The organism is Streptomyces sp. NPDC001380 (genome assembly GCF_042895785.1).
GTDB lineage: Bacteria > Actinomycetota > Actinomycetes > Streptomycetales > Streptomycetaceae > Peterkaempfera.
This window is the reverse complement of the sequence record NZ_JBIAWP010000012.1, coordinates 111,814-136,249: the sequence shown is the minus strand read 5'-3', so window position 1 is coordinate 136,249 and position 24,436 is coordinate 111,814. Positions and strand designations below refer to the sequence as shown.

Annotated in this window: 21 protein-coding genes; 17 read left to right on the top strand and 4 right to left on the bottom strand. The window is 77.1% G+C overall.

Annotated elements, in window-relative coordinates; all coding sequences use genetic code 11:
• Nucleotides 1-68 precede the first annotated feature (68 nt).
• Nucleotides 69-611, top strand: a complete 543-nt coding sequence (locus ACFY07_RS16975; protein ID WP_390869369.1) for a GNAT family N-acetyltransferase — start codon at nucleotides 69-71, stop codon at nucleotides 609-611.
• A 144-nt stretch (nucleotides 612-755) separates the two neighbouring features.
• Here ACFY07_RS16975 and ACFY07_RS16970 read toward each other — a convergent pair whose 3' ends face one another.
• Entirely contained in the window at nucleotides 756-1,892 is a 1,137-nt protein-coding gene (locus tag ACFY07_RS16970; protein WP_390869368.1) for a cation diffusion facilitator family transporter, read from the bottom strand.
• Between the two features lie 201 nt (nucleotides 1,893-2,093).
• Here ACFY07_RS16970 and efeO point away from each other — a divergent pair, with 201 nt between their 5' ends.
• From efeO to ACFY07_RS16940, 6 genes are all read left to right on the top strand, one after another.
• Nucleotides 2,094-3,230 (top strand): iron uptake system protein EfeO, encoded by a 1,137-nt coding sequence (efeO, locus tag ACFY07_RS16965; protein WP_390869367.1) that lies wholly within the window; start codon nucleotides 2,094-2,096, stop codon nucleotides 3,228-3,230.
• Between the two features lie 81 nt (nucleotides 3,231-3,311).
• Entirely contained in the window at nucleotides 3,312-4,601 is a 1,290-nt protein-coding gene (efeB, locus tag ACFY07_RS16960; RefSeq protein ID WP_390869366.1) for an iron uptake transporter deferrochelatase/peroxidase subunit, read from the top strand.
• Nucleotides 4,602-4,664: 63 nt separating this feature from the next.
• Nucleotides 4,665-5,525 (top strand): iron uptake transporter permease EfeU, encoded by an 861-nt coding sequence (efeU, locus tag ACFY07_RS16955; RefSeq protein WP_390869365.1) that lies wholly within the window; start codon nucleotides 4,665-4,667, stop codon nucleotides 5,523-5,525.
• Nucleotides 5,526-5,766: 241 nt separating this feature from the next.
• Complete coding sequence (locus ACFY07_RS16950; protein ID WP_390869364.1) at nucleotides 5,767-7,140, top strand: DUF6421 family protein; 1,374 nt, start codon at nucleotides 5,767-5,769, stop codon at nucleotides 7,138-7,140.
• A complete protein-coding gene (locus ACFY07_RS16945) occupies nucleotides 7,137-7,898 on the top strand; it encodes an SDR family NAD(P)-dependent oxidoreductase (protein ID WP_390869363.1) in 762 nt (253 codons plus the stop codon). The genes ACFY07_RS16950 and ACFY07_RS16945 overlap by 4 nt, the downstream gene beginning before the upstream one ends.
• On the top strand, nucleotides 7,895-8,992 hold the full coding sequence (locus ACFY07_RS16940) for a threonine aldolase family protein (RefSeq protein WP_390869418.1): 1,098 nt from the start codon (nucleotides 7,895-7,897) through the stop codon (nucleotides 8,990-8,992). Before ACFY07_RS16945 ends, ACFY07_RS16940 begins: the two co-directional genes overlap by 4 nt.
• 92 nt (nucleotides 8,993-9,084) lie before the next feature.
• Here the strand turns inward: ACFY07_RS16940 and ACFY07_RS16935 are convergent, their stop codons facing one another.
• Nucleotides 9,085-9,864 (bottom strand): lysophospholipid acyltransferase family protein, encoded by a 780-nt coding sequence (locus ACFY07_RS16935; protein ID WP_390869362.1) that lies wholly within the window; start codon nucleotides 9,862-9,864, stop codon nucleotides 9,085-9,087.
• Between the two features lie 324 nt (nucleotides 9,865-10,188).
• On the opposite strand from ACFY07_RS16935, the gene ACFY07_RS16930 reads away from it, so the two are divergent.
• From ACFY07_RS16930 to ACFY07_RS16915, 4 genes are all read left to right on the top strand, one after another.
• The gene (locus ACFY07_RS16930; protein ID WP_390869361.1) at nucleotides 10,189-10,569 is read left to right on the top strand and encodes a TlpA family protein disulfide reductase; all 381 of its coding nucleotides are present in this window, start codon (nucleotides 10,189-10,191) and stop codon (nucleotides 10,567-10,569) included.
• A 399-nt stretch (nucleotides 10,570-10,968) separates the two neighbouring features.
• Entirely contained in the window at nucleotides 10,969-11,754 is a 786-nt protein-coding gene (locus ACFY07_RS16925) for an electron transfer flavoprotein subunit beta/FixA family protein (RefSeq protein ID WP_230652801.1), read from the top strand.
• Between the two features lie 39 nt (nucleotides 11,755-11,793).
• A complete protein-coding gene (locus tag ACFY07_RS16920) occupies nucleotides 11,794-12,762 on the top strand; it encodes an electron transfer flavoprotein subunit alpha/FixB family protein (RefSeq protein WP_390869360.1) in 969 nt (322 codons plus the stop codon).
• Nucleotides 12,763-12,986: 224 nt separating this feature from the next.
• Complete coding sequence (locus tag ACFY07_RS16915) at nucleotides 12,987-14,417, top strand: AMP-binding protein (RefSeq protein ID WP_390869359.1); 1,431 nt, start codon at nucleotides 12,987-12,989, stop codon at nucleotides 14,415-14,417.
• 45 nt (nucleotides 14,418-14,462) lie between these two features.
• Here ACFY07_RS16915 and ACFY07_RS16910 read toward each other — a convergent pair whose 3' ends face one another.
• On the bottom strand, nucleotides 14,463-15,449 hold the full coding sequence (locus ACFY07_RS16910) for a LacI family DNA-binding transcriptional regulator (RefSeq protein ID WP_230652937.1): 987 nt from the start codon (nucleotides 15,447-15,449) through the stop codon (nucleotides 14,463-14,465).
• A 289-nt stretch (nucleotides 15,450-15,738) separates the two neighbouring features.
• Between ACFY07_RS16910 and ACFY07_RS16905 the strand changes: the two genes are divergently transcribed.
• From ACFY07_RS16905 to ACFY07_RS16885, 5 genes are all read left to right on the top strand, one after another.
• Nucleotides 15,739-16,827, top strand: coding sequence for an ROK family protein (locus ACFY07_RS16905; protein WP_390869358.1), 1,089 nt, complete (start codon nucleotides 15,739-15,741; stop codon nucleotides 16,825-16,827).
• 243 nt (nucleotides 16,828-17,070) lie between these two features.
• On the top strand, nucleotides 17,071-18,204 hold the full coding sequence (locus ACFY07_RS16900) for an NUDIX domain-containing protein (protein ID WP_390869357.1): 1,134 nt from the start codon (nucleotides 17,071-17,073) through the stop codon (nucleotides 18,202-18,204).
• 264 nt (nucleotides 18,205-18,468) lie between these two features.
• Complete coding sequence (locus ACFY07_RS16895; protein ID WP_390869356.1) at nucleotides 18,469-19,473, top strand: DUF4184 family protein; 1,005 nt, start codon at nucleotides 18,469-18,471, stop codon at nucleotides 19,471-19,473.
• A 270-nt stretch (nucleotides 19,474-19,743) separates the two neighbouring features.
• On the top strand, nucleotides 19,744-20,178 hold the full coding sequence (locus ACFY07_RS16890; RefSeq protein WP_390869355.1) for a YciI family protein: 435 nt from the start codon (nucleotides 19,744-19,746) through the stop codon (nucleotides 20,176-20,178).
• 13 nt (nucleotides 20,179-20,191) lie between these two features.
• On the top strand, nucleotides 20,192-21,403 hold the full coding sequence (locus ACFY07_RS16885; RefSeq protein WP_390869417.1) for an RNA polymerase sigma factor: 1,212 nt from the start codon (nucleotides 20,192-20,194) through the stop codon (nucleotides 21,401-21,403).
• Nucleotides 21,404-21,457: 54 nt separating this feature from the next.
• Here the strand turns inward: ACFY07_RS16885 and ACFY07_RS16880 are convergent, their stop codons facing one another.
• The gene (locus ACFY07_RS16880) at nucleotides 21,458-22,858 is read right to left on the bottom strand and encodes a dipeptidase (protein WP_390869354.1); all 1,401 of its coding nucleotides are present in this window, start codon (nucleotides 22,856-22,858) and stop codon (nucleotides 21,458-21,460) included.
• A 139-nt stretch (nucleotides 22,859-22,997) separates the two neighbouring features.
• Here ACFY07_RS16880 and ACFY07_RS16875 point away from each other — a divergent pair, with 139 nt between their 5' ends.
• Nucleotides 22,998-24,191 (top strand): geranylgeranyl reductase family protein, encoded by a 1,194-nt coding sequence (locus ACFY07_RS16875; RefSeq protein WP_390869353.1) that lies wholly within the window; start codon nucleotides 22,998-23,000, stop codon nucleotides 24,189-24,191.
• Nucleotides 24,192-24,436: the final 245 nt, after the last annotated feature.

The window sequence follows — 24,436 nt, the reverse complement described above, 5'->3', positions numbered from 1 at the left end:
CGGGCCCCGGAACGCCCCCGGGCCCCCGCCCGTGCGGCGTCCCGCCGGACCCAGAGAGGAACCGAACCGTGCAGACCGCCGACTCCGCATCCCCGCTGGCCTTCCGCACCGCCGGCCTGGCGGACGTGCCCGCCGTGGTCGCCCTGGTGGAGTCCGCCTACCGCGACGAGGGCGCCGGCGGCTGGACCACCGAGGCCCACCTGCTCGGCGGGCAGCGCACCGACCCGCAGGGCGTGGCCGAGGCCGTCACCGCGGAGGGCGGCCGCCTGCTCGCCGTGGAGCGGGACGGCGAGCTGCTGGCCTGCTGCCTGCTGGAGCGGCGCGGCACGTCGGCCTACTTCGGGATGTTCTCGGTGCGCCCCGACCGCCAGGGCGGCGGCATCGGCCGCGCGGTGCTGGCCGAGGCCGAGCGGATCGCCCGCGGGGAGTGGGGCGCCGCCGTGATGGAGATGACGGTCATCGTCCAGCGCGAGGACCTCATCGCCTGGTACGAGCGCCGCGGCTACCGCCGCACGGGCGAGATCCTGCCGTTCCCGTACGGGGACGAGCGGTTCGGCGTCCCCCGGCGGCCCGACCTGTGCTTCGAGCGCCTGGTCAAGCCCCTCGCCTGACCGTCCCCCCGGGGCCCTGCGGCCCCGCACCCGGCCCCCCGCCGGCCCCCGCACACGCCGACGGGCGGACGGCGGGTACCCCCCCCGCCGTCCGCCCGCCGGCCCCGCCGTCCGCGGGTCAGCCCCCGGCCCCGGCTGTGCCCGTCAGGCCCCCGCGTCCGCCTCCCCGCCCGCGCTGCGCGCCACGGCCCGGTCGAGGTCCTCCCGCCGCCGCTCGGCGCGCTTGCGCTCGGCGTGGTCGGCGTCCGTGATGTCGAGGAAGACCTGCTCGAACCCGGGGCACTGCTCGCGCAGCTCCCGCTTGATCCGCACCGCGACCTCCTCCACCTGCTCGCTGTCCAGCCCCGCCCGCAGGTCCACCCGTGCCGCCAGCAGCGCCGAGTCCATCCCCAGCTGCATCGTGAGCAGCTGCGTGACGGTGTCGATCTCCGGCTGCGCGTCCAGGAAGCGGTGCGCCTCCTGCTGGAGGCCGGGCTTGACGGCCTCGCCCACCAGGAGGTCCTTGGCGTCCCGGCCCAGCCGGTAGGCGACGTACATCAGCAGCACGGCGATGGCCAGCGATGCGGCGGCCTCCCAGGCGGAGCTGCCGGTGACCTCGTGCAGCACGACGCCGACGATGGCGAGGACCACGCCGAGCACGGCGGTGGAGTCCTCCGCCAGGACGGTCCGCACGGTCGGGTCGTCGCCCTCGCGGACCTCGGTGAGGAAGCCGCGGCCGTGCTCCCGCGCCGCCCGGCGGACCTGGAGGACCGCCTTGGCCAGCGAGGTCCCCTCGGCCACCAGGGAGACCGCCAGCACCACGTAGACCACCGCGTAGGCGCCGGTCTCCTCGGAGCCGGGGTTCAGCAGCGCGTGCATGCCCTGGTAGAAGGAGAAGCAGCCGCCGGTGACGAAGATGCCCACGGCGGCGAGCATCGACCAGAAGTAGCGCTCCTTGCCGTAGCCGAAGGGGTGGCGCGCGTCCGGCCTGCGCCGGCTGCGCTTCACCGCCGCCAGCAGGAAGACCTCGTTGAGGCTGTCGGCGACCGAGTGGGCGGCCTCCGACAGCAGCGCGGGGGAGTGGGCGATCACACCGCCCACCACCTTGGCGACCGCGATCACCACGTTGGCCAGCAGGGCCACCAGGACCGTCCCGCGGGTCTCGCCGTCCCCGGACCTCCCCCGGCCCTGTCCCTCCTGGCCCTGCCCTCCCCGGCCCTGTCCCTCCCTGCCGTGTTCTCCCCGGCCCGGTTCCGTCCCCTGCCCGTGGGAGCTCTCGCGCTCCTGCTCGTTGTCCGCCACGGGCCGCGTCTGCCCCTGGGGGCGTCCCCGCATGCCTGCACCGCAGGGGGCGCGCAGGGGGCGCGACCGGGGCGGACGCGCCCTGCGCGTGGCGAGGATCACCCACCCGGGGGGGTGCACTCAGGTAAGCCTCATATAACTTAGGACTGCCTTCCTTGTCCGGCCGCGCGGCCGGACGGCCGACCTAGCCCGGGAGCCCGCATGCCCGCCCGCCGCCTGACCGCAGTCTCCGTGCTCGCCCTCGCCGCGATGTGCACCGCCGTCGCCGGGTGCGCGGAGAAGAAGGCGTCCTCGTCCTCCGACGACACCGTGGCGGTCGACGCGGGCGACAGCGCCTGCAAGGTCTCGCGGACCTCCTTCCCCGCCGGCCCGGTGGACCTGGCGGTCCACAACACCGGCTCCAAGGTCACCGAGGTGTACGTCTACGGCCAGGGCGACCGCATCGTCGCCGAGCGGGAGAACATCGGCCCCGGCACCCGGGCCGTGGTCACCGCCCAGCTCGCCGCCGGCACCTACGAGATCGCCTGCAAGCCCGGCATGAAGGGCGACGGCATCCGTCAGAAGGTCACCGTGACCGGCGCGGCCGGCGCCGCCGCCCAGGCCGACCCCCGGCTGGCCTCCGCCGTCGCCGCCTACCGCGCGTACGTGCAGCAGCAGGCCGACCTGAGCGTCCCGGCGGTCCGCGCCTTCGCCGACGCGGTGAAGGCGGGCGACGTGGCGAAGGCCAAGGCGCTGTACGCGCCCTCCCGGGTCGGCTGGGAGCGCACCGAGCCGGTGGCCGAGTCCTTCGGCGACATCGACCCGAAGACCGACCTGCGCGAGGACGGCCTGGAGCCCGGCCAGCAGTGGACCGGCTGGCACCGCCTGGAGAAGGCGCTCTGGAAGGACGGGAAGGCCGGCGCCGAGGAGAAGGCCCTCGCGGACCGGCTCGTCGCCGACGTCCAGGACTGGCGCGCCCGCGTCGGCAAGGCCGACATCACCCCCACCAGCATGGCCAACGGCGCCAAGGAGCTGCTGGACGAGGTCGCCACCGGCAAGGTCACCGGCGAGGAGGACCGCTACAGCCACACCGACCTGTACGACGTCAACGGCAACGTCGAGGGCGCGCAGAAGGCGTACGAGCTGCTGAAGCCGGTCGCCGCCGCGAAGGACCCGCAGCTCGCCGCGACCCTGGACCGCGAGTTCGCGACGCTGCGCTCCCTGCTCGCCGGCTACCGGCAGGGCGACGGCTACCGCTCCTACGACAAGGTCACCCAGCAGGAGCGCAAGCAGTTCTCCGACGCGGTGAACGCCCTGGCCGAGCCGCTCTCCCGGCTCGCCTCCGCCGTCGCCCGCTGACCGCGCCCCGCCCCCGCCGACCCGCCGCACCCCCCCGCCGCCGCGCACCGCGCGCCCCGGACCAGAGAGGCCACCGCCGCCATGGACGCCCCGCAGGCACCCGCCGCCGACCCCGCCGGCGCCCCGGGCCGAGACGCCCCCCGGCCGAGCCGCCGCACCGTCATCGGCTGGGCCGGCGCCGGCGTCGCGCTGGGCGCGGCCGGCGCCGGCACGGTCGCGGCCGCCGCGCGGGGCGGCGACGCCCCCGCCCCGGCCGCCTCCGCCGGCACCGTCCCCTTCCACGGCGAGCACCAGGCCGGCATCGCCACCCCGGTCCAGGACCGGCTGCACTTCGCCGCCTTCGACGTCACCACGGACGACCGGGCCGCCCTGGTCGCGATGCTGCAGCGGTGGACCCGGGCCGCCGCCGCGATGACGGCCGGCCGGGAGGTCGGCGGCGGCGCCGTCGACGGGCTCGCGGAGGCACCGCCGGACGACACCGGCGAGGCCCTCGGCCTGCCCGCCTCGCGGCTCACCCTCACCGTGGGCTTCGGCCCCACCCTCTTCGAGAAGGACGGGAAGGACCGCTTCGGCATCAGGGCCCGGCGGCCCGAGGCGCTGGTCGACCTGCCGCACTTCCCCGGCGACAGCCTCGACCCGGCCCGCAGCGGCGGCGACCTCTGCGTGCAGGCGTGCGCCGACGACCCGCAGGTGGCGGTGCACGCCATCCGCAACCTGGCCCGCATCGGCATGGGCACCGTCTCGGTCCGCTGGTCGCAGCTGGGCTTCGGCAAGACCTCCTCCACCACCCCCGAGGCGCAGACCCCGCGCAACCTCATGGGCTTCAAGGACGGCACCCACAACGTCGCCGGCACCGACGCGAAGGCCCTGGCCGACCACGTCTGGGCGGCGCCGGGCGACGGCCCCGCCTGGATGGACGGCGGCTCGTACCTGGTGGCGCGGCGCATCCGGATGCACATCGAGACCTGGGACCGCTCCCCGCTCAAGGAGCAGGAGGACGTCTTCGGCCGCACCAAGGGCGAGGGCGCCCCGTACGGGCGGCGCCGCGAGCACGACGCCCCGGACCTGTCCGCGATGCCCGCCGACTCCCACGTGCGCCTCGCCCACCCCGACAGCAACGGCGGCCTGATGATCCTGCGCCGCGGCTACTCCTTCACCGACGGCACGGACGGCCTCGGCCGCCTCGACGCCGGACTCTTCTTCCTCGCGTACCAGCGCGACACCCGCAGGGCGTTCGTCCCGCTCCAGCGGCGGCTGGCGGCGCACGACGCCCTCAACGAGTACATCCAGCACGTCGGCTCGGCGCACTTCGCGTGCCCGCCCGGCGTGCGCAAGCCCGGCGAGTGGTGGGGCCAGGCCCTCCTCGGCTGACCCGCCCGCCGCCCGCCCGTCCCCCCGTCCCCGTCCCTGCCCGTCCCCTCCCCAGGAGCCCCGGTGTTCGGCAACTACCTGATCGGCCTGCGCGAAGGCCTCGAGGCCAGCCTGGTCGTCTGCATCCTGATCGCCTACCTGGTGAAGACCGGCCGCCGCGACCGGCTGGCGCCGGTGTGGACCGGCGTCGCGGCGGCCGTCCTGGTCTCCATGGCCTTCGGCGCGGTCCTGCAGTTCGGCTCCTCCTCGCTCACGTTCGAGGCGCAGGAGGCGCTCGGCGGCACCCTGTCGGTGGTCGCGGTCGGCCTGGTCACCTGGATGGTCTTCTGGATGCGGCGCACCGCCCGCCACCTGAAGGCCGAGCTCCACGGCCGGCTGGACGCGGCCCTCGCCATGGGCACCTTCGCCCTGGTCGCCACCGCCTTCCTCGCGGTGGGCCGCGAGGGGCTGGAGACCTCGCTCTTCATCTGGACGGCCGTGCAGGCCACCGACGACGGCGTGCGGCCGCTGGTCGGCGCGGTGCTGGGCCTGCTGACCGCCGCCGTGCTCGGCTGGCTCTTCTACCGCGGCGCCCTGCGGATCAACCTGGCGAAGTTCTTCACCTGGACCGGCGCCATGCTGGTCGTCGTGGCCGCGGGCGTGCTCGCGTACGGCTTCCACGACCTGCAGGAGGCCGGCTGGCTGCCGGGCCTGCACAGCACGCTCTTCGACGTCAGCTCCACGATCCCGCCGGACAGCTGGTACGGCACCCTCCTCAAGGGCGTCCTCAACTTCCAGCCGGACCCGACGGCGCTCCAGGCGGCCGTCTGGGCGCTCTACCTGGTCCCGACGATGGCGTTCTTCCTCCGCAAGCCCGCGGCGGCCCCCGCGCCGCGCCCGCAGCAGGCCGCCCCGGCCGCCGACGCCCCCGCCGCCAACGGCTGACCCGCCCCGGCGCCGTCCGGCACCCGCGGCACCCCCGGCCCCCCGGTCGGGCCCGAGCGCTCCCTCGGGCCCGGCCGGGGGGCCTTCGGCGTGCGCCCCGCGTGCCGCGCAGGCCCCCGCGCTGCACAGTGGGAGCAGGTGGCCACCGCCACTGTTCCTGCGGCCGGCCTCCCCTTGAACGAAAGAAGCTCCGCGCATATCGTGTCCATGCTCCAGTTCTTTCACTCCAGGTGGGGAAGAGATGAATAATCTTTCGCCGAAGACCGCTCCCGTCGACGACCCGGCCTGGCTGCGCCTCAAGAGCGCCGTCGAGGCGATACGCCCCCTCCAGGCGAAGGACGGCTCCATCGACCTCGCGGCCGCCGACCGCACCGGGGTGGACGCCCTCCTCGACACCGTCCTCGACGCCCTCACCGACCTGGCCCCGCGCTTCCCGCACGACGAGGCGTACCTGGAGGCCGTCGCCAAGGACCTGCGCCGCTGGGCCGACTCCGGCTACGCCGTGCCGGACTTCCTCGACTCGCTGCTCGCCTTCCGGCCCGCCGACCAGCGGGTGGACGGGCTGGAGCACCTGGTGCTGTTCCCCATGTACACCCAGAACGGCAACCCGGACCGCAACCTGGAGGCGGTCCTGCTGCGCGTGGTGTGGCCCGACTGGCTGGCCGAGCTGGAGCGCACCCGCTTCGACAACCCCATGTTCGTGCCGATCACCTTCACCGACTTCACCTCGGGCTACGACACCAACTCCGCGGTGCTCTTCCCCGAGACCGTCGCCGTGCGCGAGGCCCCGGAGCGCTTCACCTGGGGCGGCATCTTCTGCGACCGCGAGGCCGCCCGCTTCCGCGCCGTCTCCGGCGCCGCCGTCGAGATCCTCGGCCTGGACATCCCCGCCGACGCGGAGCGCCTCGTCGCCGACCAGGAGCTCGCCCAGCAGACCTTCGTCCTGTGGGACCTGGTCCACGACCGCACCCACAGCCACGGCGACCTGCCGTTCGACCCCTTCATGATCAAGCAGCGCAGCCCGTTCTGGATGTACGGGCTGGAGGAGCTCCGCTGCGACCTCACCGCCTTCAAGGAGGCCGTGCGCCTGGAGGCCGAGGGCTACGAGCAGGGCCGCCACGTCCAGTACGCGATCCTCTTCGACCGCCTCTTCCGCTTCCCCGTCACCGGAGACCGGGTCCGCAACTACGACGGCCTGGGCGGCCAGCTGCTCTTCGCGTACCTGCACAAGCACGACGCGCTGCGCTGGACCGACAACCGGCTGCGGATCGACTGGGACCGCGTCGCCGAGGTCACCAACGCCCTCTGCGCCGAGATCGAGACCCTGTACCGCGAGGGCATCGACCGGCCCAAGACCGCCCACTGGCTCGCCGCCTACGGGCTGGTCTCCCGCTACCTCACCCCGCACCCGGCCTCCACCTGGGCCAAGGGCGCCGACGCGCTGCCCTTCGACCGGGCGGACGGCAAGGCCCTGAACAAGGCGCTCTGCGACGCAGTGCTGCCGGACGAGTTCCCGCTCTCCATGTTCTACGAGGCCCTCGCCAAGAAGCTGCGCGACGTGATCGCCGCCACCCGCGGCATCACCGGCGCCGACCGCACGGAGGCCGCCGCGTGACCGCCACCGCCCCCGACGGCCCCCTCCGGGGCCGCACCGTCGCCGTCGCCGGGGCCACCGGCCCCGCCGGGCGCGCCGCCCTGCACCGCCTGGCCGCCGACGGCGCCACCGTGGTCGCCGCCGGCACCGACGCCCCCCGCCTCGACGCCGCCCTGGACGCGGTGCGCTCCGCCGTCCCCGGCGCCCGGGTCAGCGGCCAGATGGTCGACCTGCTCGACCCTCAGGCCGCCCGCGACTGGGCCGACCACATCGAGGCGGAGCACGGCGGGGTGGACGGCCTGTTCCACCTCGTCGGCGGCTGGCGCGGCTCCAAGCGCTTCTCCGACACCGACCTCGACGACTGGGACTTCCTCCACGACCGCGTGGTGCGGACCCTCCAGCACACCACCCTCGCCTTCCAGCCGGCGCTGCTGCGCAGCCCGGCCGGCCGGTTCGCCATGGTCTCGGCCACCGCCGCGCACCGCCCCACCGCGGGCGGCGCCGCCTACGCGGCCGCCAAGGCCGCGAGCGAGGCCTGGACGCTCTCCCTCGCCGCCTCCTTCACCAAGGAGGTGCCCGGGGAGGGCGCCGCGCCCACCGCGGCGGCTGCGATCCTGGTCATCAAGGCGCTGGTCACCGACGAGATGCGGCGGCAGCGCCCGGAAGCGACCTTCGCGGGCTTCACGGACACCGCGGACCTGGCCGGCACCCTGGCCGGGCTCTGGGACCGGCCCGCCGACGAACTGAATGGACAGCACCTGTGGCTGACGCCGCGATGACCGACACCTCCACGACCGGCACCTTCCCGACCGCCACCGACGCGGTCCGCCGCCACGACCCCTCCGTGCGGGGCTTCGCCAGCGACAACTACGCCGGCGTGCACCCGGAGGTCCTGGCCGCCCTCGCGCTCGCCAACGGCGGCCACCAGGTCGCCTACGGCGAGGACGACTACACCGTGCACCTCCAGGAGGTCTTCCGCCGCCACTTCGGCGACCGCGCGCAGGCGTTCCCGGTCTTCAACGGGACCGGCGCCAACGTCGTCGCCCTCCAGGCCCTGCTGCCCCGCTGGGGCGCGGTGGTGGCCGCCGAGACCGCCCACGTCAACGTGGACGAGGGCGGGGCCCCCGAGAAGATGGCCGGCATCAAGCTGCTGACCGTCCCCACCCCCGACGGCAAGCTCACCCCCGAGCTCATCGACCGCCAGGCGTGGGGCTGGGGCGACGAGCACCGGGCGCAGCCGCTCGCGGTCTCGATCACCCAGAGCACCGAGCTCGGCACCTGCTACACCGCCGAGGAGATCCGGGCGATCTGCGACCACGCCCACGAGCGCGGCATGCTGGTCCACGTCGACGGCTCCCGGCTGGCCAACGCGGCCGCCACCCTGGGGCTGCCGCTGCGGGCCTTCACCACCGGCGCGGGCGTGGACGTGCTCTCCTACGGCGGCACCAAGAACGGCCTGCTCCTCGGCGAGGTCGTCGTGGTGCTGAACCCCGACCGGGTGCAGGGCCTGACGTACCTCCGCAAGACGTCCATGCAGCTCGCCTCGAAGATGCGGTTCCTCTCCGTGCAGTTCGAGGCGCTGCTCGGCGGCGACCTGTGGCTGCGCAACGCCTCCCACGCCAACGCCATGGCGAAGCGCCTGGAGACCGCCGTGCGCGGGATCGAGGGCGTGGAGGTCGTCCGCCCGGTGCAGGCCAACGCCGTCTTCGCGCTGCTGCCCCGCGAGGTCAGCGAGCGGCTGCAGAAGCGCTACCGCTTCTACTTCTGGGACGAGCACACCGGCGAGGTCCGCTGGATGGCCGCCTTCGACACCACCGAGGACGACATCGACGCCTTCGCCGCCGCGATCGCGGAGGAGATGGGCCGCGCCTGACCCGCGGCCCCTCCCGCACACGGCTCCGGCCCGCACCCCCCTCGCCGGGGGTGCGGGCCGGAGCCGTGTGCGGTGCGCCGTCCGGCCGCCCGTCAGCGGGCCGCGTCGCGGGCGGCGCGGCGGGCGGCGCGCTCCTGCGACTCCTTCTCGTCCTCGGCCTCGGCGGCCTCCAGGGTCGGCGCAGAGCCGCCCAGGTGGGCCGGGAGCCACCAGGTGTCGTCCGGGCCCGAGGGCTGGTCCGGGTAGGTCCGCTGCGCGCGGTCCAGCAGCTCGGACATGGCCTGGCGCAGGCGCCGGGTCACCATCACCGGCCGGTCCTCCGGGGTGAGGCGGATCGGCTCGCCGATCTCGATGGTGACCGGGGTGTGGCGGCGGGTCAGGTTCTTCGGCCGGTCCTTGGTCCACAGCCGCTGGGTGCCCCAGAGCACCACCGGCAGCAGCGGCACGTCGGCGTCGGCGGCCATCCGGGCGGCGCCGGTCTTGAACTTCTTCAGCGTGAACGAGCGGCTGATCGTCGCCTCGGGGAACACCCCGACGACCTCGCCCGCGCGCAGCGCCCGCACGGCGGCGTCGTAGGCGGGCTGACCGTCCGTCCGGTCCACCGGGATGTGGCGCATGCCGCGCATCAGCGGCCCGGAGATCCGGTGGCGGAAGACGTCGTCCTTGGCCATGAAGCGGGTGCGGCGGCGGGCCGACTTCCAGGCGCCCAGGCCGGCGAAGAGGAAGTCCAGGTAGCTGACGTGGTTGCTGACGAGCACGGCGCCGCCCCGCTCCGGCACGTGGTGGGCGCCCTCCACCTCGATGCGCAGGTCCAGTGCGCGGAAGGCCGTGCGAGCGGCTCCGATCACGGGCGGGTACACGAACTCGGCCACGGTCAGCCCTACTTCCCACGGGCTCTCGCCCGGTCCGGCGGTGCCCGCGGCGTGCGGGGCGGCCGGCCGGAGCGGCAGGCTCGTCCCGGCGCCGGCGGGCGATACAGCCACGATCGTGCCCCGAAGGGGTGGCCTGTGTCACCTGCGGTGCACTGCGGGGGGCGGAGATAGTCGTCACACCGCCTGCGGGAACCCGTCCGGGGGGCCGTCCGCGCCCTGCCGCATGCTGGTGTGCGGGCCGGCCGGCGGCCCGACGCCGGGACGGCGCGGCGGGGTGCTGCGTGGTACGGCGTGGTGCTGAGCGGTGCTGAGGGAGGACGTGGGATGCGGGAGCAGGACCCCGTGGGGGAGGGCGGCGGCGCGCACGGCCGCGGAGGGGCGCCGGAGCGCACCGGGGGAGCGTGTCCGGTGGCGGACGTGCTCGGTGCGCCGCTGGGGGAGCGGGCGACGCTGGTGCAGTTCTCCAGCGCCTTCTGCCGGCCGTGCGCCGCCACCCGCCGGGTGCTGGCCGACGTCGCCGCCATGGTCCCCGGTGTGGTCCACGTGGAGGTCGACGCGGAGTCCCGGCTGGAGCTGGTGCGCGCGGCCGGCGTCGAGCGCACCCCGACCGTCCTGGTGCTGGACGCCGCGGGCCGGGAGGTGCGCCGGGCGGAGGGGCAGCCGCGGCGGGCGGACGTGATCGCCGCCCTGGGCGCTGCGCTCTGAGCCCTGCGACCGGGCCCTGCGACCGGGCCCTGCGACCGGGCCCCGCGACCGGGCCCTGCGACCGGGCCGCCGGGCCGCACTGCCGCCCCGGTGGGCCCTGTACGGCCGCGTCCGCCGCAGCGCCGCCGCCCCGCCGCCCTTCCGCCGTGCGGGCAACGTCACAGCCGCGGGTCCGCCACGCAGGGTGACGGATGGCCCCGGGTGGGGAAGGATGAGCGGCGGAGCCCGGCACCCCGACTACGACGGACATCACAGTTCCGGCGGGGCCGGAGCGGCAACAGGAGGGAGTGCGGAGCGTAAGCTACTGGCGAGTAGCCCGCGTGAGCTACTGGCGAGTATGCTGCCGGGAGTGCGACGCACTCCGCACCCGCCGGACGTGACCAGTACAGGAGACAGGCCGTGAGCTTGAGGATCGTTGTCTGTGTGAAGTACGTGCCCGATGCGACCGGCGACCGGCGCTTCGCGGACGACACCACCACCGACCGTGAGTCCGTGGACGGACTCCTGTCGGAACTGGACGAGTACGGCGTGGAGCAGGCGCTCCGCATCGCCGAGGCCTCCGGCGACGCCGAGGTGACCGTCCTGACCGTGGGCCCCGACGACGCCAAGGACGCCCTGCGCAAGGCGCTGTCCATGGGTGCCGACAAGGCCGTCCACGTCAACGACGACGACATCCACGGCACCGACGCCCTCGGCACCTCCGCCATCCTGGCCAAGGCCCTGGAGAAGACCGGCTACGACCTGGTCGTCTGCGGCATGGCCTCCACCGACGGCACCATGGGCGTCCTGCCGGCCCTGCTCGCCGAGCGCCTGGGCGTCCCGCAGGTCACCCTCCTGTCCGAGGTCTCCGTCGAGAACGGCACCGTCAGGGGCCGCCGCGACGGCGACGCCGCCACCGAGGAGCTCGAGGCCGCCCTCCCGGCCGTCGTGTCGGTCACCGACCAGTCCGGCGAGGCCCGCTACCCGTCCTTCAAGGGCATCATGGCCGCCAAGAAGAAGCCGGTGCAGTCCTACGACCTGGACGACCTCGGCATCGAGGCCGACGAGGTCGGCCTGGCCGGCGCCTGGACCGCCGTCGACGCCATCACCGCCCGGCCGCCGCGCCAGGCGGGCACCATCGTCAAGGACGAGGGCGAGGGCGGGAAGCAGCTTGCGGAGTTCCTGGCCGCGCAGAAGTTCGTCTGATCCGTCCCGACCACGACATCCTTTCTGGAGACAAGAGCAATGGGTGAGATCCTCGTCCTGGTCGACCATGTGGACGGCCAGATCCGCAAGCCGGCCCTGGAGCTGCTGACGCTGGCCCGCCGCATCGGCGAGCCCTCCGCGGTCGTCCTCGGCGCCGGCCCCGCCGCCGCCGACATCGCCGCCAAGGCCGGCGAGTACGGCGCCGCCAAGGTGTACGTCGCCGACGGCGCCGAGTTCGCCGACTACCTCGTGGTGCCCAAGGTCGACGCGCTGACCCAGGTCGCCGAGGCCGCCGGGGCGGCCGCGGTCCTGGTCACCTCGTCCGGCGAGGGCAAGGAGATCGCGGCCCGCACCGCGCTGCGCCTCGGCTCCGGCATCATCACCGACGCCGTCGACCTCCAGGCCGGCGACTCCGGCCCGGTGGCGACCCAGTCGGTCTTCGCCGCGTCCTTCCAGGTGAACTCCCGGGTGTCCACGGGCACCCCGGTCATCACCGTCAAGCCGAACGCCACCTCCCCGGAGGCCGCCCCGGCCGCCGGCGCGGTGGAGCAGGTGGAGGTGCAGTTCTCCGCCACCGCCACCGGCACCAGGGTCGTCTCGCGCACCCCGCGCGTCTCGACCGGCCGCCCCGAGCTGACCGAGGCCGCCATCGTGGTCTCCGGCGGCCGCGGCGTCGGCGCCGCCGACGGCTTCGGCGTGGTCGAGGAGCTGGCCGACGCGCTCGGCGCGGCCGTCGGCGCCTCCCGCGCCGCCGTCGACGCCGGCTGGTACCCGCACACCAACCAGGTGGGCCAGACCGGCAAGCAGGTCTCGCCGCAGCTGTACGTCGCCAACGGCATCTCCGGCGCCATCCAGCACCGGGCCGGCATGCAGACCTCCAAGACGATCGTCGCGGTCAACAAGGACCCCGAGGCCCCGATCTTCGACCTGGTCGACTTCGGCGTCGTCGGCGACCTCTTCGCGGTGCTGCCGCAGCTCACCGCCGAGGTGAAGGCCCGCAAGGGCTGAGCCCCGCACAGGCGCCCCGCCGGGCCCCGGACCGCTCCCCGCGGCCGGGGCCCGCGGTGCGTCCGGGCCGTCCCGCACCCGGTGCCGTCCCGCACACGGGCCCCGCGGCGGGTCCGGGGGAGCACCCCGGGGGTGCGGCGCGGGCACGGCACGGGGGCGTAGGGTCTCCGCACGGCCCGCCGGACCTCCCGGCACGGCCCCACGGCGCACACGGAGGGACCCGGATGCCGACGACCCGGCTGCTCACGGCACTGCACGGCGGACCCGGCGCCGCCCCGGACGCCCCGGACGCGCTGCGGATCGACGGCACGCCCCTCTCGCGGGAGCGGCTGCTCGCGGCGGCGACCGCCGTCGCCGACCGGGTCGCCGGCGCCCCCGCCCTCGCCGTCCTGGCCCGTCCCACCGCCGCCACCGTCACCGCCGTCGTCGGCGGGCTGCTGGCGGGCGTCCCCGTGGTGCCGCTGCCGCCCGACGCCGGCCCCAAGGAGCGCGGCCACATCCTCGGCGACTCCGGCGCCGCCCTGCTGGCCGTCGGTGCGGGCGAGGAGGCGCCCGACGGCACCGCCGTCCCCGTCCTGCCGGTCGACCCCGCCGCGCGCTCCGCCGCCACCCACCCCGAGCCCGACCCGGCGGCGCCCGCGTTCGTGCTCTACACCTCCGGCACCACCGGCGCCCCCAAGGGCGCCGTCCTCGGCCGGCGGGCCGTCGCCGCCGACCTGGACGCCCTCGCCGCCGCCTGGGACTGGACCGCCGGGGACACCCTCGTCCACGGCCTGCCGCTCTTCCACGTGCACGGGCTCGTCCTCGGCGTCCTGGGCGCGCTGCGCACCGGCTCCCGCCTCGTCCACACCGGGCGGCCGGCCCCGGCCGCCTACGCCGCGGCCGGCGGCAGCCTGTACTTCGGCGTCCCCACCGTCTGGTCGCGCCTGGCCGCCGACGCGCCGGCCGCCCGCGCCCTCGCCGGGGCCCGGCTGCTGGTCTCCGGGAGCGCCCCGCTGCCGGTGCCCGTCTTCGAGCGGCTGCGGGCGCTGACCGGGCACCTCCCGGTCGAGCGGTACGGGATGACCGAGACCCTGATCACGGTCTCCGCCCGGGCCGCGGGCGAGCGGCGCCCCGGCAGCGTCGGACTGCCCCTGGACGGCGTGGAGACCCGGCTCACGGCCGAGGACGGCGCGCCCGTGCCGCACGACGGCGAGGCCGTCGGCGAGCTCCAGGTCCGCGGCGCCACCCTCTTCGAGGGCTATCTGAACCGCCCCGACGCGGACGCCGACGCGTGGACGGGCGACGGCTGGTTCCGCACCGGCGACGTGGCCGTCGTCGGCCCCGACGGCTTCCACCGCATCGTCGGACGCGCCTCGGTCGACCTCATCAAGAGCGGCGGGTTCAGGATCGGGGCCGGGGAGGTGGAGGCGGCCCTGCGCGACCACCCGGCGGTGGCCGACGCCGCGGTCGTCGGCGCCCCCGACGCGGACCTCGGCCAGGCCGTCGTCGCCTACGTCGTCGCCGACGGCGCGGTCACCGGCGACCAGCTCTCCGCCTTCGTCGCCGACCGGCTCTCGGTGCACAAGCGGCCGCGCCGCGTCGTCCTGGTCGACGACCTGCCGCGCAACGCCATGGGCAAGGTCCTCAAGAAGCAGCTCCTCGCCGGGGGCTGACCCGCCCCGCGCGGAGTCCCCGCCCGGCCGTCCCGGCCGTCCCGGTCAGGCCGGGGGGACCTCGCCGGACCCGCGGACGACCAGGCGGGTCGGGAGCTCCACCAGCCGGGCCGGGCCGGTCTCGCCCTCGAGGCGGGAGAAGAGCAGCCGGGCGGCGGCGCGGCCGAGGCCGGCCGGGTCCTGGGCGACCACGGTCAGGCCGGGGGAGAGCAGGTCGGCGAACTCCAGGTCGTCGAAGCCGACCAGCGCCACCGGCCGGTCCAGGGCGCGCAGCCGCCGGACCGCGGCCAGGGTCGCCCGGTTGTTGCCGGTGAGGAGCGCGGTCGCCGGTGCGGGCCCGGCGAGGGCGGCGGCGAGCGCCGCGCCGACCCGGTCCGGGCCGGTCGGCCCCATGGACACCCAGGACGGGTCCACCGGCAGTCCGGCCTCCGCCATCGCCTCCCGGTAGCCGCGCAGCCGCTCCTCCGCCGTGTGGATGCCGGGCGAGTCGCCGAGGAAGGCGATCCGCCGGTGGCCCTGCCGGATCAGGTGGGCCGTCCCCGCGCGGGCGCCGGCGGCGTTGGCGGTGAGCACGGTGTCGGCCTCCAGGCCGGCCGGCGGCCGGTCGACGAAGACCGCGGCGATCCCCGCGTGCACCTCGGGTGCCAGGTAGCGGTGGTCGGCTCCCGCCGCCGGGACGACGACGAGGCCGTCCACCCGGCGGGCGCAGAACGCCAGCGCCAGCTCCTCCTCCCGCGCCGGGTCCTCGTCGCTGGAGCCGGTGAACAGCAGCGAGCCGTGCAGCCGTGCGACCTCCTCCACGGCGCGGCTGAGGGCGGAGGAGAACGGGTCGGCGATGTCCTCCAGCACCAGCCCCACGCTGGCCGTGCGCCCCTTGCGCAGGATGCGGGCGCTGTCGTTGCGCCGGAAGCCCAGCGCGGTGATGGCGTCCTGGACCCGCTCGGCGGTGTCCGCGGTGACCCCCGGCTCCCCGTTGACCACCCGGGAGACCGTCTTGAGGGCGACCCCGGCGCGGGCCGCCACGTCCTTCATGGTGGGCCGGTGGCCGTAGCGCCGCGGCAGCGCGGCGCGGCCGTCGGTGCCCGGGGTGGCCTGCGGCTGGCTCGGCACGGCGCTCCTCCTCGGCGGCCCCCGTGGGACGCGGGGGTCCGACGATCGTACGGATCCGGCGGCCGCGGCGCCACGGACTGGACAACGTTGTCAGGGATACGGAACATTACACCGGTCGGCGGCGGAGCGCCGCGGCGGTCGGCCGCCGGGACCGGTCCGCCCGGCGGCGGCGTGCGGGGGAGTCCCGCACGGGTGAGTCCCGTACGGGGGCGTGCCGTTCGGGGACGTGTCGTACCAGGAGGCGAGCGAGCGGATGCAGACGGAGCGCACCGGGACCGCAGCGGGTCCCGCCACCACCCCGGCCGGCCCGGCCGCGGGGGACGCCCCCGGCGGCCGGGACGGCGGGGGCGGCCTGGTCGCCGCCCTCGACATCGGCGGCACCAAGATCGCCGGCGCGCTGGTCGACCTCCGCGGCGCGCTCGTCGCCCGCTCCCGGCGCCCCACCCCCGCCACCGGGCCCGGCGAGGCCGTCATGGGCGCCGTCGCCGAGGTCCTGGACGACCTGGCCGCCGCCCCCGGCTGGGAGCGGGTCCGCGGCGTCGGCATCGGCAGCGCGGGCCCGGTCGACGCCGCCCGCGGCACCGTCAGCCCGGTCAACATCGGCGGCTGGCGGGACTTCCCGCTCGTCGAGCGGGTGCGCCGCCACCCCGCCTGCGGCGGCCTGCCGGTGGTGCTCGTCGGCGACGGCGTCGCCATGACCGCCGCCGAGCACTGGCAGGGCGCGGCCCGCGGCCACGACAACGCGCTCTGCATGGTGGTCTCCACCGGCGTCGGCGGCGGCCTCGTCCTCGGCGGCGCCCTCCACACCGGCCCCAGCGGCAACGCGGGCCACATCGGGCACATCAGCGTGGACCTCGACGGCGAGCCCTGCCCGTGCGGCGCCCGCGGCTGCGTCGAGGGCATCGCCAGCGGCACCGCCATCGCCCGGCGCGCCCTGCGGGACGGCTGGCGGCCCGCGGGGGCCGACGCCACCGCGGCGGCCGTCGCCGCCGCCGCGCGGACCGGCGACCCGGTGGCGCTCGCGGCCTTCGACCGCGCCGCCCGGGCCCTGGCCGCCGGCATCGCCGCCACCGCGACCCTCGTGGAGGTCGACGTGGCGGTGGTCGGCGGCGGCGTCGCCCAGGCGGGCGAGGTGCTCTTCGCCCCGCTGCGCGAGCGGCTGGCCGAGTACGCGGTGCTGCCGTTCGTCCGGCACCTGGAGGTGCGGCCCGCGCTGCTCGGCAACGACGCCGGACTGGTGGGCGCGGCCGCCGCCGTCCTGGGCGCCCTCGGCCTGCGGACGGCCGCCGCCCCCGGCTGATCCCCCGGGCCCGGCGCCCGGCCGCCCCCGGACGCGCCCGCGCGAGCCGGTGGCCCGCCGCAGGCGTGGGAGGCGGGGGCGGGCGGGTAATGAAGAGCAGGGGGCGGTGCACGACCGCCGCCGCCGAGCACCTCGAAGCACCTCGAACCGCCGGCCGCGCCTGCGCGCGCGGCCGGACGCGGAGCCGGAAGGGCCGCCCGAGGGGGCGTGCCCGGGCCGGACGGGCCGACCGCAGGGGGCTGCGTGATCGTCTGGGTCAACGGGACCTTCGGCGCGGGCAAGACCGGCGCCTGCAGGGAACTCACCGCGCTGCTCCCCGGCAGCGTGCTCTTCGACCCGGAGCTCGTCGGGTCGGGCCTGCTCGCGGTGCTGCCGGGGCACCGCACGGCGGACGTCGCCGACGTCCGCGACCTGCCGTCGTGGCGGCTGCTCGTCCCCGAGGTGGCCGCGGCGCTCCTCGCCGAGGTCCCCGGGCCGCTCGTGGTGCCGATGACGCTGCTGCGGCAGGACCAGCGCGACGAGGTCTTCGGCGCGCTCGCCTCCCGGCGCATCCCGGTCCACCACGTGCTGCTGCACGCCGACGAAACGGTTCTGCGCGCCCGCGCCGAGGCCCGTGCCGAGGCACGCGCCCGGCGGCCCGGCCCCCTGCCCGGCGGACCCCCGCCCGGCGGACCCCCCTCCGGGCCCGCACCGTCCTGCCCCCCGTCCCCGCCGCCGTCCCCCGCCGGCGTCGCGGAGCACCTCGCGGAGTACCGGGCGGCCCTGCCCTGGCTCACCGCCGACGCCGCCGTCGTCGACACCACCGGCCTCACCCCGCGTGCCACCGCCGAGCGGATCGCCGCCCTCGTCCGCGACGGTGCCGGACGGCGGCCCATCGTCCAGACCCCCGTCCCCGAGACCGACACCGTCGCCGCCGCCGTGCTGCTCTTCGACGAGCAGGACCGCGTGCTCCTCGTCGACCCCGTCTACAAGCCCGGCTGGGAGTTCCCCGGCGGTGTGGTCGAACGCGGCGAGGCGCCCACCCTCGCCGGGGTCCGCGAGGCCGCCGAGGAGCTCGGCACGGACCTCGACCAGCGGACCCTGCGCCTCCTCGTCGTCGACTGGGAGCCCCACACCGGCCCCCGGCACGGCGGCGTGCGCCTGGTCTACGACGGCGGCCGGCTGGACGCGGCCGGACGCGCCCGGCTGCGGCTGCCCGCCGAGGAGCTGCGGGGCTGGCGGTTCGTCACCCTGGAGGAGGCCGGGTCCCTCCTCGCCCCGGGCAAGCTCCTCCGGCTCGCGGCGGCGCTCCGCGCCCGCGCCACCGGCGAGGTGCTGGCGCTGGAGGCGGGCGTCCCGGTGGGGGAGGGGGCGGCCGAGGCCGTCGCCGAGGGGTGAGCCGGGCGGGCCCGCGGCCGCACCGCCCGCGCGGCGCCGCCGGGCCGCCGGGCCCGGCGCACCCGCCCGGCCCGGCGCACCCGGCGGCCCCGCCTCGCCGGGCCCTCCGACCTGACGGCCCTCCGACCTGCCGCCCCACCGGCCTCCGGTCCGCCGTCCCGTCGGTCCGCCACCCCTCCGACCTGCCGCCCGGGCGGCCCGCCACCCCGCCGACCCGGCCTGACGCCGCTCGCGACGGCCCGCGCCGTCCGGCAGGATGGCCGCGTGCCGTTCACCCTCAGCCACCCCGCCGCCGTCCTCCCCTTCCTGCGGCGCGGACGGTCCCGCGGTGTGCTGGTCGCCTCCGCGCTGGTCGCCGGGTCCATGGCCCCCGACGTGCCGTACTTCGCCGACTCGCTGCTCCCCGGCGCCTTCGCCTGGGGCGCCGCCACCCACCGCCCCTGGGCCGTCCCCACCCTGGACGTGGCGGTCACGGCGGGGCTCGCCGCCGCCTGGCACGGCCTGCTCCGCGAGCCCCTCGTCGCCCTGCTGCCCGACCGCTGGGCCGCCGCCGCCCACGACCTGACGGCCCCCCGGCGCGACGGCCTCCGCCCGGCCGACGCCGGCTGGTTCGCGCTCTCCGCCGCCGTCGGCGCGGCCACCCACGTCGGCTGGGACGCCTTCACCCACCGCGGCCGGGCGGGCGTGCGGCTGTTCCCGGTCCTCAACGAGACGGTCGCCGGACAGCCCCTGCACCACGTGCTCCAGTACGGCAGCTCCGCCGTGGCGCTGGTCTGGCTCGCCGCGTCCTCGGTCCGGGCCCTGCGCACCGCCCTCCCCGGGCCGGGCGCGGGGCCGGGCGCAGCCGCGGACGCCGGACCGGTACCGCCGTCCGGGCCCGCCGCCGCGCGGCCTCGCACGCGCTCCGACGCCGGTACGCCCGCCGGCGCCGCCACGCCCGCCCGGACGGCCACCGGCACCGCCGTGCGCCCCGCGACCCGCCCCGGATCCCGCCCGCAGGCACGCCCGGCGCCGCCGCGCCGCGCACCGCTCCGCCTGCCGCCCGGGGCGCGCCGGGCGGCGCTCGGCCTCCTCGCCGCCTCCACCGCGGCGGGCACGGCGCACCGCCTGCTGCGCCGGGCCGCCCAGGCCCCGCCCGGCACGACCCACGCCGACGCCGTCCCCACCGCCTGCTTCGGCGCCGGCGCGGGCCTCGCCGTCGGCCTCACCGCCTACGCGCTCGCAGCCCGGGCCGCCCGGGCCGCCGGTGTGCCCCGCCCGCCGGCGTGACCGGCGGCCCGGGCGGCCGTGCCCCGGGCGGCCGTGCCCCCGGGGCCCCTGCGGAGGGGCGGGGACGGGCAGCGCTCCGGTCCCCGCCCGGGCAGGGAACCGGCTCCGGGTCCCCACCCCCCGGGTGCGGCCTGCCGCACCGGCGCCCGTCCGTAAGATCTTCCGGAAATCTCCGCCGGGGACGTCGAGAGCGGGGCGCCGGCTCCGTCCCAGGGGTGGAAGCGGGCCCGACCCGGGCGCCGCGCGGTACGGAACGACGAAGGAGCCACGATGCCCCGATACCTGCTGGCCGTGACGTTCGAGGACGGCGAGGGCATGCCCCCGATGACGGAGTGGAGGCCGGAGGAGATCACCGCCCACCTGGACTACTACGCGGTGCTGCACCGGGAGCTCGTCGCCGGCGGTGAGCTCGTCGACTCGACGATCCTCACCGGGCCCGAGCTCGCGGTCGTCGTCACCTCGGACGGGGCGGGCGCGCCGGTGCGCACCGACGGCCCGTTCGCGGAGTCCAAGGAGTGGATCGCCGGATACCAGATCGTGGACGTCGAGTCCGAGGAGCGGGCGGTCGAGATCGCCGCGCGGGTCTCGGCGGTCCCGGGCGTGGGGGGCCTGCCGACCCGTCAGCCGGTCCACGTGCGCCGGGTGATGGACCAGGGGCCCGCCGACGCGGCCGCCATGGGCGAGTACCTGCGGTCGGGGTCGTGACCGCACGGTGGAGCTGACCCCCGGGGCCGAGGGCCTGCTGCGCGCACTGGCGCCGCAGGTCCTCGGCACGGTCGCCCGCCGGTGCGGCGACTTCGACGCCGCCGAGGACGCCGTGCAGGAGGCCCTGCTCGCCGCGGCCCGGCACTGGCCCCGGGACGGGACGCCGGACAGCCCCCGTGCCTGGCTGGTCCGGGCCGCGCTGCGGCGGGTGACCGACCAGGTCCGCAGCGACCGGGCCCGGCGGCTCCGGGAGGAGTCCGCCGCCCTGCGCGAACCGGCCCCGGCGGAGGTCCCCGGACAGGACGACTCGCTCGCCCTGCTGTTCCTGTGCTGCCATCCCTCGCTCACCCCGCCGTCCGCCGTCGCGCTCACCCTGCGGGCCGTCGGCGGCCTGACCACGGCCGAGATCGCGCGGGCGTTCCTGGTGCCCGAGGCGACCATGGCCCAGCGCGTCAGCCGCGCCAAGCAGCGGATCAGGGCGTCCGGGGCCCCCTTCCGCATGCCCGCGCCCGACGAGCGGCCGCAGCGCCTGCGGTCGGTCCTGCACGTGCTGTACCTGATGTTCAACGAGGGGTACACCGCCGCGTCCGGCCCCGGGCTGCACCGCGTCGACCTGGCGGACGAGGCCGTCCGCCTGGCCCGGCTCCTGCACCGTGCGCTGCCCGGCGACGCCGAGGCCGCCGGGCTCCTCGCCCTCATGCTGCTCACCGGCGCCCGGCGCGCCGCCAGGACGGGGCCGGACGGCCTGCCGGTCCCCCTGGCCGAGCAGGACCGGTCGCTCTGGGACCGGGCGGCGGTCGCCGAGGGGACCGCCCTGCTCTCGGCGGCCATCGCCCGGGGCGCGGTCGGCGCGTACCAGGTCCAGGCGGCGGTCGCCGCCCTCCACGACCGGGCCCCCCGGGCCGAGGACACCGACTGGCCGCAGATCCACGCCCTGTACGGCCTGCTGGAGCGGCTGACCGGGAACCCGGTGGTCACCCTCAACCGGGCCGTCGCCGCGGGCATGGCCCACGGGCCCGCGGCCGGTCTCGCCGTCCTGGACGGGCTCGGCGGCCGGCTGGCGGGCCACCACCGCCTCGACGCCGTCCGCGCCCACCTCCTGGAGGCGGCCGGCGACACCGGGGGCGCGGCGGCGCACTACGCCGCCGCGGCGGCCCGCGCCACCAACCTCCCCGAGAAGCGCCACCTCACCCTCCGGGCCGCCCGGCTCCGGGACCGGGCCTGACGCACCGGCACGAGGGGCCCCGCGGTTGCCCGGCCGCCCCCGGCGGCGCGCCCCTCAGCGCGCCGCGTGCCAGGCTGCGGCGTAGCCCCGCAGGAAGAGCGCCTCGGCGAGGGACATCCGCTCCAGCTCCACCGGGTCCACGCTCTCGTCGATGCCGTGGATGGCCGTCAGCGGCTCCTCCACGCCGACCAGCACCAGCTCCGCCCGCGGGTACAGCCGCCGCAGGGTGTTGCAGAGCGGGATCGAGCCGCCCTCGCCCGCCAGGACCATCTCCCGTCCGTACGCCTCCCGCAGGGCCGTGCCCATGGCCGCGTAGGCCGGGCCGCCGGTGTCGGCCCGGAAGGGGTCGCCGGTGCCGCCGCGGACGACCTCCACCCGCGCGCCCCAGGGGGCGGCGGCCTCCAGGTGGGCGACGAGGGCGTCCTGCGCCGCCCGGGCGCCGACGCCCGGCGGGACGCGCAGGCTCACCAGGGCGCGGGCCCGCGCCTGCACCGACGCCGTGGCGCCCACCACGGGCGGGCAGTCGATGCCGAGCACCGTCACCGAGGGCCGGGCCCACAGCCGGTCCGCCACCTCGCCGGTGCCGACCAGCCCCACCCCGTCCAGCACCCCGGCGTCGGCCCGGAACTGCTCCTCGGGGTAGGCGACGCCGTCCCAGCGCTGGTCCGCGGCCAGTCCGGCGACCGTCGTCGCGCCGTGCTCGTCGTGGAGCGTCCCCAGCAGCCGCACCAGGGCGGTGAGCGCGTCGGGCGCGGCGCCGCCGAACTGGCCGGAGTGCAGGTTGCCCGCCAGGGTGGAGACGGAGACCTCCACGGTGGTGCTGCCGCGCAGGGAGGCGGTGGCGGTGGGCAGACCGGGGGCGAAGTTGCCGGTGTCGCCGATGACGACCGCGTCGGCCGCCAGCAGCTCCGGGTGCGCCTCGGCGTACCGCTCCAGGCCGCCGGTGCCGCGCTCCTCCGAGCCCTCCACGACCACCTTGAGCCCGACCGGCAGGCCCGCGCCGGCCGCGCCGTCCCCCGCGCCCCCGTGCACGGCCCGCAGGGCGCGCAGCGCGGTGAGGTGCATGAGCACGTTGCCCTTGCAGTCGGCCGCGCCGCGCCCGTACCAGCGGCCCCCGCGCTCGGTGAGGGTGAACGGCGGGGAGGTCCAGGCGGCCTCGTCCAGCGGCGGCTGCACGTCGTAGTGGGAGTACAGCAGGACGGTGGGCGCGCCCTCCGGGCCGGGCAGCTCCCCGTACACCGACTGCGTGCCGTCGGGCGTGTCGAGCAGCCGGACGTCCCGCAGCCCCTCGGCGGCGAACGCGTCGGCGACCCAGCGGGCGGCGCCCTCGCACTCCTCGACCGGGTACTGCCGGGGGTCGGCGACCGAGGCGAACGCGACCAGGTCCGCCAGGTCCGCCCGGGCCCTGGGCATCAGCTCCCGCACGGCGTCGGCGAGGTTCTGCTGCGGGGTCATGCCGGCCTCCGGGGCGGGTACGGGGGAGTGCGACGGGGGTCCGGTAGATCGTCGCACACCCGACCGTGCGCCTCCCGCGCACCGCCGCGCCGGTGCCGGGCGGTCGCCCGGTCGGCGGCGGCACATAGGATGGCGCAACGTGACGGACAAGATCGAGGACGTCTGGGACGTCGTGGTGGTCGGGGCCGGACCGGCGGGCTCCTCCGCCGCGTACGCGGCCGCTGCGGCGGGACGCAAGGTACTGCTGGTCGACAAGGCCGAGCACCCCCGCTACAAGACCTGCGGGGGAGGGATCATCGGCCCGTCCCGGGACGCGCTGCCGCCGGGCTTCGCCCTGCCGCTGCAGGACCGGGTGCACGCGGTCACCTTCGCGCTGGACGGCCGCTGGGAGCGCACGCGCCGCTCCCGCCGGATGATGTTCGGCCTGGTGAACCGGGACGAGTTCGACCACGCGCTGGTCAAGGCCGCCCAGCAGGCGGGCGCCGTGCTGGAGACCGGGGTCACGGTCACCGGCGTGGAGCAGGGCGGCGAGGACGCGCCCGACCGCCGCACGGTGGGGGTCACCACCCAGGACGGGCGCACCCTGCGGGCCCGGGCCGTGGTCGGCGCCGACGGCAGCGCGAGCCGGGTCGGCCGCCACGTCGGTGTCGCCTTCGACCAGATCGACCTGGGCCTGGAGGCCGAGATCCCGGTCCCCGAGGACATCGCCCGCCTCTGGGAGGGCCGGATCCACCTCGACTGGGGGCCCCTGCCCGGTTCGTACGGCTGGGTGTTCCCCAAGACCGCCTCCCGCAGCCTCACCGTCGGCGTCATCTCCGCCCGCGGGCAGGGCGAGCGGACCAAGCAGTACCTGGCGGACTACATCGCCCGGCTCGGCCTGGCGGGCTTCCCGCCGTCCGTGGAGTCCGGGCACCTGACGCGCTGCCGCACCGAGGACTCCCCGCTCTCCCGCGGCCGGGTCCTGGTGGCGGGCGACGCGGCCGGGCTGCTGGAGCCGTGGACCCGCGAGGGCATCTCGTACGCGCTGCGCTCCGGGCGGCTGGCCGGCGAGTGGGCCGTGCGGGTCGCGGAGGCGGCCGAGCCGGCGGACGTGCGGCGGCAGGCCCTCAACTACGCCTTCGCCGTCAAGGCGGGGCTCGGGGTGGAGATGCGGGCGGGCAGGCAGCTGCTCGCCGCGTTCGAGCGGCGGCCGGCGGTGTTCCACGCCGGGGTCGTCTCCATGCCGCCGATCTGGCGGGCGTTCGTCCAGGTCACCCAGGGGGCGACCACCTTCGGCGAGGCGCTGCGCAGGTACCGCGGCGTGCAGCGGCTGGCGGCCCTCGCCGGCCGCTGACGGAGGGGCCGGGGCGGGCGGCGGGGCGAGGTCGCCCCGCCGCCCCGCGCCTCGGGCGGGACCGGACGGGTCCCGTCCCGGCGGCGGCCTGCGGGGCCTGCGCGGCCTGTGGGGCCTGCGGGGCATCGACCCGCGCCCGAGCCCCCGTCCCGCCGGGTGCCGGTTCCCGCTCCGCGCGCGGGAGCGCTCCCACGAATGCGGAATTCACGCCGTCCCAGGGATTACATGACCGCGTCATGCGGGGC

What these genes read in the sequence shown, in the direction of transcription:
- ACFY07_RS16940 (WP_390869418.1), top strand. Translation starts at nt 7,895, where the DNA reads ATGACCGACACCTCCACGACCGGCACCTTCCCGACCGCCACCGACGCG.
- ACFY07_RS16880 (WP_390869354.1), bottom strand. Translation starts at nt 22,858, where the DNA reads ATGACCCCGCAGCAGAACCTCGCCGACGCCGTGCGGGAGCTGATGCCC.
- ACFY07_RS16920 (WP_390869360.1), top strand. Translation starts at nt 11,794, where the DNA reads ATGGGTGAGATCCTCGTCCTGGTCGACCATGTGGACGGCCAGATCCGC.
- ACFY07_RS16930 (WP_390869361.1), top strand. Translation starts at nt 10,189, where the DNA reads ATGCGGGAGCAGGACCCCGTGGGGGAGGGCGGCGGCGCGCACGGCCGC.
- ACFY07_RS16890 (WP_390869355.1), top strand. Translation starts at nt 19,744, where the DNA reads ATGCCCCGATACCTGCTGGCCGTGACGTTCGAGGACGGCGAGGGCATG.
- ACFY07_RS16915 (WP_390869359.1), top strand. Translation starts at nt 12,987, where the DNA reads ATGCCGACGACCCGGCTGCTCACGGCACTGCACGGCGGACCCGGCGCC.
- efeB (WP_390869366.1), top strand. Translation starts at nt 3,312, where the DNA reads ATGGACGCCCCGCAGGCACCCGCCGCCGACCCCGCCGGCGCCCCGGGC.
- ACFY07_RS16910 (WP_230652937.1), bottom strand. Translation starts at nt 15,449, where the DNA reads ATGAAGGACGTGGCGGCCCGCGCCGGGGTCGCCCTCAAGACGGTCTCC.
- efeO (WP_390869367.1), top strand. Translation starts at nt 2,094, where the DNA reads ATGCCCGCCCGCCGCCTGACCGCAGTCTCCGTGCTCGCCCTCGCCGCG.
- ACFY07_RS16950 (WP_390869364.1), top strand. Translation starts at nt 5,767, where the DNA reads ATGAATAATCTTTCGCCGAAGACCGCTCCCGTCGACGACCCGGCCTGG.